This is a genomic window from Streptomyces pseudovenezuelae (assembly GCF_001513955.1).
GTDB lineage: Bacteria > Actinomycetota > Actinomycetes > Streptomycetales > Streptomycetaceae > Streptomyces > Streptomyces pseudovenezuelae.
This window is the reverse complement of the sequence record NZ_KQ948151.1, coordinates 369912-380587: the sequence shown is the minus strand read 5'-3', so window position 1 is coordinate 380587 and position 10676 is coordinate 369912. Positions and strand designations below refer to the sequence as shown.

General features: G+C 69.5%; 7 protein-coding genes. 4 read left to right on the top strand and 3 right to left on the bottom strand.

Translation table 11 applies throughout. The annotated features are described in order from the left end of the window. Window positions 1-203 precede the first annotated feature (203 nt). From AQI94_RS33430 to AQI94_RS33420, 3 genes are all read right to left on the bottom strand, one after another. Complete coding sequence (locus tag AQI94_RS33430) at window positions 204-1841, bottom strand: type 1 periplasmic-binding domain-containing protein (RefSeq protein WP_031055591.1); 1638 nt, start codon at window positions 1839-1841, stop codon at window positions 204-206. A 5-nt stretch (window positions 1842-1846) separates the two neighbouring features. Beyond that, on the bottom strand, window positions 1847-3988 hold the full coding sequence (locus tag AQI94_RS33425; RefSeq protein WP_031055589.1) for a hypothetical protein: 2142 nt from the start codon (window positions 3986-3988) through the stop codon (window positions 1847-1849). A 308-nt stretch (window positions 3989-4296) separates the two neighbouring features. After that, the gene (locus AQI94_RS33420) at window positions 4297-5502 is read right to left on the bottom strand and encodes a flavin-containing monooxygenase (RefSeq protein ID WP_051832684.1); all 1206 of its coding nucleotides are present in this window, start codon (window positions 5500-5502) and stop codon (window positions 4297-4299) included. Between the two features lie 345 nt (window positions 5503-5847). Between AQI94_RS33420 and AQI94_RS33415 the strand changes: the two genes are divergently transcribed. The 4 genes from AQI94_RS33415 (at window position 5848) to AQI94_RS33400 (ending at window position 10670) form a co-directional block, all read left to right on the top strand. After that, window positions 5848-6450 (top strand): ABC transporter ATP-binding protein, encoded by a 603-nt coding sequence (locus AQI94_RS33415; RefSeq protein WP_037944908.1) that lies wholly within the window; start codon window positions 5848-5850, stop codon window positions 6448-6450. Further along, the gene (locus AQI94_RS33410) at window positions 6447-7238 is read left to right on the top strand and encodes a hypothetical protein (protein ID WP_031055583.1); all 792 of its coding nucleotides are present in this window, start codon (window positions 6447-6449) and stop codon (window positions 7236-7238) included. The genes AQI94_RS33415 and AQI94_RS33410 overlap by 4 nt, the downstream gene beginning before the upstream one ends. A gap of 236 nt (window positions 7239-7474) precedes the next feature. Beyond that, window positions 7475-8320: an RNA polymerase sigma factor SigF gene (locus AQI94_RS33405; RefSeq protein WP_031055582.1), complete on the top strand. Its 846-nt coding sequence runs from the start codon at window positions 7475-7477 to the stop codon at window positions 8318-8320. A 502-nt stretch (window positions 8321-8822) separates the two neighbouring features. Next, a complete protein-coding gene (locus AQI94_RS33400) occupies window positions 8823-10670 on the top strand; it encodes a glycoside hydrolase family 15 protein (RefSeq protein WP_031055579.1) in 1848 nt (615 codons plus the stop codon). Window positions 10671-10676: the final 6 nt, after the last annotated feature.

Genomic DNA, 10676 nt, shown 5'->3' with positions numbered 1-10676 from the left:
CGCGGGCACTGGACCCAGTTTCTCCACAGCGTTCACCTCACCGCCGGGCAAGCACCGCGCTGTGATCGCCCAGCCGAAGCCTCGATGAGCGGTGACACGGGGAGCTGCGGTCCCCGGTCACGCCGTCCGGTCGAGCTCGGTCGGTCGACGGACTCTCCTGGCCGGGGTAGAGGGGACTGCTGCGGAGAGCGGGGGCGGCCGGCTCAGGAAGTGCCGCTCGGGATCACGCAGTTCTTCGGCTGTTCCTTGCCGGTGGGCCAGCCCAGACCGACGAACTTCAGAGTCCCGCGTACGCCTTGGCCTGGGTTCAGTTCGACCACCGCGACCGGCTTGTCGTACGGATTCCCGCCGCTGGTCAGGCAGATCAGGCCACTTGTGCCCCTCACCCGGTGCACCGACTGGAGTTTCGACCACTCCTGGCGGACGTCCGCGAGGCTGGGCGTCTGTTCGGCGTCGTTGCCCTGTACCTCGTGCAGGGCCGTGCCGATGGTGACGAGGCCGTCGTAGACGAGCATGGTGCGGGAGTCCTCCAGGTCGGGAGGGGAGCCGAGGTCCGTGCCCGCCGCGCTCGTGGTCCTGATGAGGTCCTTGAGGGCGTCCAGGGCCGCCTTGGGTTCCGTGAGGTACTGGGGGAGTTGGTTCGCGGTGGGCTCACGGCCGTGGGTCGCCTTCCACTGCTTGCTCCAGGCGGCCAGTTCGGCGTCCCAGGCGACTGGGTGCGCGGGGGCGGCGTACTGGACCGTCACCTTGGCCTCGCCGTCCTTGCCGCGCAGCAGTGCCCAGTCCTTCTCGGACATGGCTTGTCGCAGCGAGGCGGCGTCGGAGCCGCTGACCAGGGTGAAGTGCCGGTTGGCGCAGGTCTGCTTGGCCAGGGTGAGCGCGAAGATCCGCAGATGCAGGGTGCGCCCCGCGAAGTAGACGGTGTCGGCCGCGGACCCGCAGATGTTGTTGGCGATCTGCTCGAACTGGCTGCCGGTCGAGCCGGCCTCGCTGATCCCAGGAGATTCGTAGGGCATGTCGGCGGGACCGGCCGGACCCGTCTCCTTGATCCCCCGGAACGCGCTCGCCAGTGACTCGTCGTAGGCGTCCGGACGGGTGTCGTAGACCAGCACCGTCCTGGCGTTCCGCTTGCCCCGCTCGCCGTTGAAGTTGGCCAGGGCCTCTGCCGCGTTGCCGTTGGTGGGGATGATGCGGGCCAGGCCGGGGAAGCGCTGCTTCTCGCCGTCGACGTTGGCGATCCCGTCTCCGCTGATCCGGGAGGCGAGTACCGGGACGCCGTTTTTCGTCAGACGTCCTACGGCCTCCTCGGTGGCATCGAGGGTGAGGTTGAAGCCCGTGACGGCCCGCAGATTGTCCTGGTCGGATTCGGCCATGTCGAGCAGTGTGCTCACGATGTTGTCCTGATGGCCGTAGTTCAGCCCTGGATTGGCCAACACCAGCCGGATCTTGGGTACTTGGCCTTCGCCCGAGTTGGCCTGTCGCTGTCCCAGATACGCGCCCTGGAGGTCGCTGCGCATCTGGCGCCGCAGCCCGGCCGTGTCCGACTGCAGAGGCAGCATCATCGCCACGGTGACGTGGGGCTGTTTCGCGATCCTCTTGTTCTCCGCCGAGATGGCCTTCGCCACGGCGCTGATCTCGGGTGTGCCGAAGTCGTAGCCCGCGCCGTCGACGCCGATGCACTCGCCGCCGATCTTCTCGATGCCCTCGTGGCAGGTATCCGGCTTCTGGAGGGCGGGAAGGCCGTACACGCCGGCAGCCACGAGCACCGCCACACCCGCCACCACGTAGAGGATCTTTCCCCACCTGGGCAGCCTGTTCCACCTGGGTATCCAGCCGGGCATCCCCGTCACCTCCTTCGGCCGAGCTGATCGGTGCAGTCGCAGCGAAGCAACGGCTGCTCGTTCGCGGCCAGTTGGCTCCACACGGTGGCTATGGGGCCGAGTTCTCCCGCGCCGTCGAAGTCCATGACCGACAGTTGTCTCAGCAATTGCTCCAGCGTGCTCGCCATTTCGCCCCCGGTCGGCCGGGTGCGCTCCTCGCACAGCCATACGGCATGCAGCAGTTGGTCGACGGTCCGGCGCAGCGGCGGTCCGTCGACCCGTACCTCACCCTGGGCGCGCTTGCGGCGCTCGTCCGCCCCGCCTGGATAGGGCGCCTGGGCTATCTCCAGCAGTTCCGCGCACCACTGCCGGGGGCGGCCGGGGAGGGTGGCGGCGAGGTGGCGGACCACGTCGTCGACGCCGCCGGAGACGAGGTGGTGGTTCATTCGGTGGGTTGTCACCGAATGGAAGGCGCTGCCGCTTGGTTCGGTCCCGGCGTAGTGGTCGCGCAGCAGATGGTGGTCGGCGTACCAGGCGGCACCGTCGCGCTCCAGCCCGTACAGCCGGTGCACCAGCAGCTGGCGCAGGCCGAAGTCCCCGATGAAGTGCCGCTTGCAGCTGGGCCACCCGGTGTCGTGCAGCAGCCGCGTGACCTGATGTGCCGTCAGGCGCAGCACACGGCCCGCCTGGTGATGGCGCAGCAGGACCTCCGCGCACTCCGCGTCGTGTGCCACCGACAGATGGGTGAGGAGGTCGAGCCACTGGTCATGGTGCTCGCCCGCAAGCCGCACCGGTAGCTGGTCGAGGATCAGCTCCTGAAGGAGTACGTCCGTCACCGGCCGCTCGGGGGCGCCGTCCGGGTGGCGCAGCTTGGCGTCCAGGATGGCTCGGTCGTTGGCGTCCGTCTCCATCCGGTGGTCTGCGGCAGCGGTGGCCAACCGGATCACCGTGTGCGGCCGTCCGCCGCTCAGCTGTGCCACGGCGGCGGTGATACGGCGGCGATGCGTACCGCCCTCCCGTTCCGCGGCCAGCTGTATTCGCTCGGTCGCCATGCGGAGCTGGTCGCCGGTCAGGAAAGGCATCCGCAACATGAGCACCCCGGCGGACAACGGGCTGCGGTCTCCCTCCCGGTCCCTGCGGCGGGACCAGGTGGCCGGCACCCCGTCCTCGGGCCGGAAGGCCGCCACCTCCCTCGGTGGCAGGCCCCCGTGCAGGAAGTCGCCGCCATCCGCCCGGCGTGCCGTGCCCACGATCACCACGCGGTCACGCTGCCCGGCCCGGCGGTCGGTGAGAACTGCGCGCAGCAGCCGCTCGCCCAGCGCTTCGTACGCGTGGTCCAGCAGCAGTCCCGGACGCCCGACCCGGCCCAGCCAGCCGCCCAGCCCGCCGTACGCCGCCTCCAGATCCTCGCGCAGCGCCCGGAACAGGAAGCGCTCCGCGTCGTCCCGCCGCTCGCGGCCGGCCTGGAAGTCCTCGGCCAGCCTGCGCAGCCCGTGCTTGGGCTGGCCGGCCGCACCGGGGTACTCGCCGTAGATCCGGGTCAGTTCCGCCTCGACCCGGGGCGGCACGCCTTCGAAGAGGGCGTCGAGCAGCGCGGTGAGGGCGGCGGCCCCGTACGGGCCGAGCGTCTGTCCGGCCAAGACCTCCAGCATTTTCCGTACGGCTCCGAGGAGCGCCCCGCGCCAGAAGTCACGCGCCCCCAGCCTGCGCAGGCGCGGCTGCTGGATCAGCTCCTCGTACCGTTCGACCTCTGTCCTGATCGCCTCACCGGTGCCACCCGCGACGCCGGTCGCGATCACCGCCAGGCCCGCGAAGAACCGCGGGAAGGTGAACGCGCCGCCCGTCCCCCGCCAGGTGTGCAGCAGCAGGGCGGCCTCGACCAGGGCCTCGGTCGCCGCCGAGCGGGCACCGGGCTCCGGCCCGGCCCGGTCGGCGTGGACAGGTGAGGCGCAGTCCAGCCGGATCACCGGCACGTGGCGGGCGAAACGGTCGTGCACCGTCCGCAGCAGCCGCCCCTTGCCCATCCCCGGGCCGCCGGTGAGCAGTACCACGGGCAGGTCGGGGCCGTACAGCAATTTGCGTTCGGCGCCCGACGGCGACCGCCCTAACAGGCGCGCGAAGAAACCGTCCGCGTCGAGGAGTTTCTCGAATCCCAGGTCCTCATACACGCATCTCCCCCGTGATGCCCTCCCGCCCGGGAGCGGGTGATCGAGTGGTGGACGGAGATCAGTGGAACACGAGACCTTCAGTCTGGACAACGGCTGTTATGTGAAGAGAAATTGGTAGTGCGGTCGCCCTGGCGCGAAGCGAGCCTTATGCGGCGATCCGGCCCCGGCCAGGCTTCGACCGGGGCATGCAGCTCGGCCGCGAATGCGGTGCCGCTGAACACCGTGCGTCTTCCTACGGGGAGTCGGAGGTGCTGTTCGTTGCTGGTGCGCAGGTTCCTGAACCAGCGATCCGCCGTTGCTCCCGAGTGCTACCGCGGTGTCCGCTCGGACCGCGGGGAACGTGGCTGAAGGCCGACATGCGCGGTCTCGCGGCGGAGCGCCCGGGCGATGGCGCGCGCCTCGATGCCCGCCTGGCGGAGCACTCCTGTGAGGGGATTGGTGTATCCGGCGAAGTACAGGCGCGGAGCTTCGGGATGGGGCTGTGGTCCTCCGGCGAGAGGCAGCCCGTCCTCGTCGAGTACGCCCAGGGACCCCACCAGGTCGTGCAGGTCGGTCCGGTACCCGGTGGCGGCGATGACCGTGTCGGGCCGCAGCCGGGTGCCGTCGGCCAGAACCACGTCGGGGCCGTCGAACCCCTGGACTGCGGCGACCGGCTCGACCCGCCCTGACCGCACGGCGTCCACGAAGCCGTGGTCGAGCACAGGATTGACACCTTCGAGCACATTGCGGGTGTAGAGGCCCGTCCGGGGGCGCGGCAGTCCCCGTGAGGTCAGGTCGGGCACCGCGATACGTTGCGTGAGCAGGGAGGTGTGGTCGCGCCACGGCAGCGGAAGGGCTTCCGTCAGCCGGCCGACCGCGTGCCATCGGGAGCTGGAGCGGGGCAGGATGTTGGGTGGGGTGCGAATCGCGATCCGTACCGGTTCGGCTCCCGCTCCGGCCAGGACGTCCGCGATCTCGGTACCGCTGTTCCCGGCGCCGACCACCAGGACGTGTCTTCCTCGGTAAGGGGCCGGAGACCGGTAGTGGGCCGAGTGCAGCAGCGTGCCGGTGAAGGTCGCGCGCCCGGGCCAGTGGGGGACGTACGGGCTGTGGCAGCGGCCGGTGGCCACCACGACCGCATCAGTGGGGACCGGGCCGTCCGGGGTGTGGACCAGCCACATGGGACCCGAGCCGGGCTCGGCGCGCTCGATGCGCAGCACCGGAGTGGTCAGCCGAACGTCGAGACGGTGGTGGGCTGCATAGCTCTCCAGGTAGCGCACGTAGTCGTCCCGGCTCACCCACGGGCCGGCCTGACGCGGCAACGGCAAGCCGGGGAGTTTTGAGGTGCCGGGGGTGGTGTGCAGGCGCAGATGCTCGTACCGGTGCGCCCAGCTGGCTCCTACTCGCTCCGACCGTTCAAGGATCACGGTGGGCGTGCCGGAGCGCCGCAGCAGCGCGGCGGTTGCCAGGCCGTAGGGGCCGGCCCCGATCACGATCGTGGGAGCGTAGACGTCTTGCTGTGGTGTGAGGGTCATCGCTTCCTTCAACGGCAGGCCACGGTTCACGTCACGCGCGGGAACATGGCCTGTGGAGTCGTGATGCCGACGGCTGACGGGACCAGCGGTGGCCGCCGTTACATCGGCGGTACGAACTCGTTGACACGGGGCGGCGGCGTGCCGCCGCGCACAGGGGCGCCCGGTCCGCACAGGACCGACATCCGGGCCGCACTCAGCTGGGCGTCAGGAGCCGGACGAGGCGGGGACATGAGCCTGCGCGACCCCGGTTCCCTGTGCCGCGCTGGTCCCGCGGTGGGCCGGCTACCTCCATCCGCCTTGCGAGGGGTTGTTGTGCAGGCAGTGACGACGTGCCAGCGGCCACGGCTGCGGATCAGCGGAGTGTGCAAGGCGTACGGCGGCAGACCGGTCCTGCGGGATGTGGACCTCGATGTGCCTGCCGGGACGCTGGTGGGGGTCGTCGGCGAGAACGGGGCGGGCAAGAGCACTCTGCTGCGGATCGCCGTAGGACACCTCGCACCCGATCGCGGAACAGTGACACGGACCGGGCCGGTGGGGTACTGCCCGCAGCGAGCGGTACTGAACGACGCGTTCACCGTCGGGCAGCATCTGCGGTTGTTCCAGATGGCCTACCGGCTGCCCACCCTTGAGCGCGCCGACGAACTGATGAGGCTGCTCGCGTTCACCGACTGCCGGCGACAGCAGGTCGGCCGACTCAGTGGTGGAACGCGACAGAAGCTGAACCTGCTGATCGCTCTCATGCACGATCCGCAGTTGCTGGTCCTGGACGAGCCGTACCAGGGCTTCGACTGGGACACCCACCAGCGGTTCTGGACCCTGGCCGCCGGTCTGCGTGATCAAGGCCGCTCGATCATCGTGGTCTCGCATCTGCTGCACGACCTGCATCACTTCGATGCGATCGCTCATCTGCGCCAGGGGCGTCTGCACTTCGAGGAGACCAACCGGTGAGGCTCTTGTGTACGGCGTTCACCGAGCTGCTGCGGTGCACTCTGCTGGGCCACCTGCGCAACCGGCTGGCCTTGGCCCTGGCGGTGGCGTTCATCCCGGTCTGGATCGCCGTGGCACGCCTGTGCACCTCCGACGAAGTGGTGCGCGTCTGGCTCGACGCCGTGAGCGCCCCTGTCTCCGCCCCGGCCAGCCAGGTGGGCCAGGTGGCCAGCGCGCTGGGGGCTGTCACCCCGGTCGTCGGCTTCATCACCTTCACGGAGACCTTTGGATCCCAGCAGATGGACCGTCGTCTGCTGCTTGCCGGCTATCCGCGGCTGCCGATGCTCCTGGCCAAGCTTGCTGCCGTCAGCCTCACCGCCGCACTGCTGGCCATCTACACCGCGATCCTGCTGTGGATGTCCCTGCCCGTACGGCACGTAGGGCCCCTGGCGCTGGCCCTCGCGGGTGCCGGGCTGACCTACGGCGGAATCGGCCTTCTGCTCGGCTCCCTGGTGCGTGGAGAACTGGAGGGCTTCTTTCTCATCATCATGCTCAGCCTGGTCGACACCGGCCTGCAGAATCCCGTCTTCAACACACACATGGATGTGACCGGCGTGTCCGCGCTTCCCCTCTACGGCGTGACCCAGCTGGCGCTCAGCTCAGCTCTCACTCCGCACATCCCCTGGTCCCACGGCCTCCTCTCGCTCACCTGGTCCACAGCAACCGGCGCCCTGGCGCTGCTCGTCCTTCACGCCCAGCGCCCTTCCCGCTCCCCGCTGCCGCGCAGGGCGGGGGTCCGGACACCGTGACCATGGCGAAGATCGTCTTCCGTCGGAGATCAGTTGCCGGCCCAGGAGCTGTGGATGCGAACTTCCCTGTGGCCCGGTCCTCGTCAGCGGCGCGTTCGTTCGGTTGCCGCCCGCACGGCCACTGCGCGGAGGATTCACAGAGGCGCGGGCATAGGTACAGGATGTGGGGGTAAGCGGTCGGGCGTCGGCCGCTTGTGCAGGCAGTAGCGGTTGGCTCGATTCTTGGGAGGGGCGATATGACGCTGACGGGCATTCGTGCAGGGGACAGGCTGACGAGCGAGCTGCCGGAGATCGCCGATCCCTCCCGGGTGGCGCCCAAGGATGCTCGCGAGCTCACAAGGCTGTTCTTCGACCAGCTGGCGGTCCTGGAAGAGGGCACGCCCGAGTACAGCTATGCGCGCAACACACTGATCGAGATGAACATGTCCCTCGTCCGCTTCGCGGCCGGCCGTTTCCGCAGCCGCGGTCCGGAGGAGATGGAGGACATCGTCCAGGTCGGCATGATCGGGTTGATCAAGGCGATCGACCGGTTCGAGCTGACCCGTGAGGTGGAGTTCACCTCGTTCGCGATTCCTTACATCGTCGGTGAGATCAAGCGGTTCTTCCGTGACACCACTTGGGCCGTGCACGTGCCGCGCCGTCTGCAGGAGGCCCGCGTCCAGCTCGCCCGCGCCACCGAAGAGCTCCGCAGCCGTCTGGGGCGCACGCCGACGGTGAAGGAACTGTCGGAGCTGATGAGCCTGCCCGAGGACGAGGTGCGGGAAGCCCGACTGGCCGCCAACGGCTACAACTCCTCCTCCCTGGACGCCGCGATCAGCGGAAGCGAAGACGGCGAGAGCGCTCTGCAGGACTTCATCGGTGCCGAAGACCAGGCGCTGGAACTGGTGGAGGACTTCCACACCCTTGCCCCGCTGCTCGCCGAACTCGACGAGCGAGACCGGCAGATCATCCACATGCGGTTCGTGGAAGAACTCACCCAGGCACAGATCGGCGAACACCTGGGCGTGTCCCAGATGCACGTCTCCCGACTCCTGTCACGGACCCTGGGCCGCCTGCGTGAAGGCATGTTCGCCCAGCGGTGAGGCCACCGGCGAAAGCGCTTCGCGTTCTGCAGATTCGCCGACGGGTGTTGGCCGGAGCGTGGCGCCCGTTGGCGTTGTGCGATCAGCGGATCGGAGAATTCCCGAAGGGCGGCAGCCCGATCAGCGTGATGCGCGCAGCGCGACGCTGACCGACCCGAGTGAGGGGCCGAGCGCCGGTTGTCTCTGCCGTGGTCGTCGGTCGCCTACTCGGCGTCCGCCAGACCACCGCCGGTACCGGCAAACGCGTCGGCGGCCAGGACAACACCTGAGCCGGTGCAACCCCCAAGGGCAGCGGCCCCGAGCGTTGACGAGGGAGCGCAGGGCCGCAGGGGACCGCTCCGGCCACAGGTGGCCAGGGGCGCCCGGCGTCGCGATGATGGGCAGATGCGGGCGTTTGGTCGGGGCGCAGGCGCTGTCGGCCGCACGCAGGATGCACCACTGGCGGAGCGGGTGCGAAGGGTTCCGCGGGTCTCTCGCTGGTGCAGATGCCCGAGGAGGCGCTGTGAACGAGTACCCCCCGATCGCGGACCACGGCATCGTCGGCGATCTGCAGACGGCAGCGCTGATCGCCGCCGACGGCACCGTGGACTGGTGGTGCACGCCCCGGTTCGACTCGCCCAGCGTGTTCGCCTCGCTGCTCGACAGCGACCGCGGCGGTTTCTGCCGTCTGGCCGCCGACGTCGGGGGCGACGCCACCGTCCGCCAGCTCTACCTTCCCGACACCGCCGTCCTGATCACCCGTTTCATGGCGCCGAGCGGCGTCGGCGAAGTCGTCGACTTCATGCCGCCCGACACGTCGCCGACGCCGTCTGCCCGGCACCGGCTGATCCGGGTCGCGCGGGTGGTGCGCGGGAGCATGCCGTTCGAGCTGATCTGCCGGCCCCGCTTCGACTACGGCCGGGCCGCACATGACCTGACCCGTCTCGACGACGGATCGATGCTGTTCCGCGGTCCTGGCGCGGATCTGCAGTTGCAGGCCACCGCGCCGGTCGACCTGCATCCGGACGGTACGGACGTGTCCGCCCGATTCACGCTGCATGCCGGGGAGCGTGCCGCCGTGGTGCTCACCAGCGAGTCGGGCGAACCGGGCGCGCTGAGCGGGCGGCCCGGGAGCACGAGCCTCACCGTCGACACGGTCAGCACCGAGTTCGAGGCGTGCACCGCCTTCTGGCTGGACTGGCTGCGGGCCTCCCGCTACCGCGGCCGCTGGCACGAGATGGTCACCCGCTCGGCCATCACCCTCAAGCTCCTCACCTACGCTCCCACGGGCGCCCCGATCGCTGCCGCCACCATGGGCCTGCCCGAACAGATCGGCGGGGAACGGAACTGGGACTACCGCTACACCTGGGTACGTGACGCTTCCCTGTCGGTGCGGTCGTTGATCGACCTCGGCTTCACCGCGGAGGCGAATGCCTTCCGCCGGTGGCTGCGCGAGCGTCTGGACGCCGGAGGTACCGCCTCCGGAGAGCCACTGCAGATCATGTACCGCGTCGACGGCGAACCGCACCTGACCGAGGAGGTGCTGGACCACCTGGAGGGCTACCGCCGCTCCTCCCCGGTACGGGCCGGAAACGCCGCCGCCGACCAGATCCAGCTCGACATCTACGGCGAGGCCGCCTACGCGCTCGCCCAGGCGGAGGACATCGGCGCCGTCCGCGGCTGGCATGTCTTCGCAGGCGTCATCGACTGGCTCGTCGACCACTGGGACCGCCCCGACGAGGGCATCTGGGAGACCCGCGGCGGAAAGCAGAACTTCACCTACAGCCGGCTGATGACCTGGGTCGCCTTCGACCGTGCGGTGAAACTCGCCACCGCGCACTCCCGGCCCGGCGACCTGACCCGTTGGTCGCAGGCACGCGACGCGGTCCTGCGGCAGATCGTCGATCACGGTTGGAATGAAGAACGAGCGGCGTTCGTCCAGCACTACGACACCGACGTTCTCGATGCCTCCCTGCTCCTGATGCCCAAGGTGGGCTTCCTCACCCCCACCGACCCCGACTGGCTGACGACCCTCGACGCCATGGACAGCGAACTCGTCAGCGACAGCCTCGTCTACCGCTACAACCCCGCCGCCTCCCCGGACGGCCTGCGCGGCTCGGAAGGCACCTTCAACCTGTGCAGCTTCCTGTACGTGGAGGCACTCGCCCGCGCCGGACGCCTCAACCAGGCCCGGTACGCCTTCTCCAAGATGCTCACCTACGCCAACCACGTCGGCCTGTTCGCCGAAGAGATCGGCCCCTCGGGCGAGCAGCTCGGTAACTTCCCGCAGGCGTTCACCCACCTGGCCCTCATCGACGCCGCCCTCGCCCTGGACGAAGAGCTCGACCGCGCCGAGGGACGGACCGGCTGACCGCGG

Excerpts from the sequence above, each read along its gene's own strand:
- AQI94_RS33420 (WP_051832684.1), bottom strand. The coding sequence starts at position 5,502 with ATGACCCTCACACCACAGCAAGACGTCTACGCTCCCACGATCGTGATC.
- AQI94_RS33405 (WP_031055582.1), top strand. The coding sequence starts at position 7,475 with ATGACGCTGACGGGCATTCGTGCAGGGGACAGGCTGACGAGCGAGCTG.
- AQI94_RS33430 (WP_031055591.1), bottom strand. The coding sequence starts at position 1,841 with ATGCCCGGCTGGATACCCAGGTGGAACAGGCTGCCCAGGTGGGGAAAG.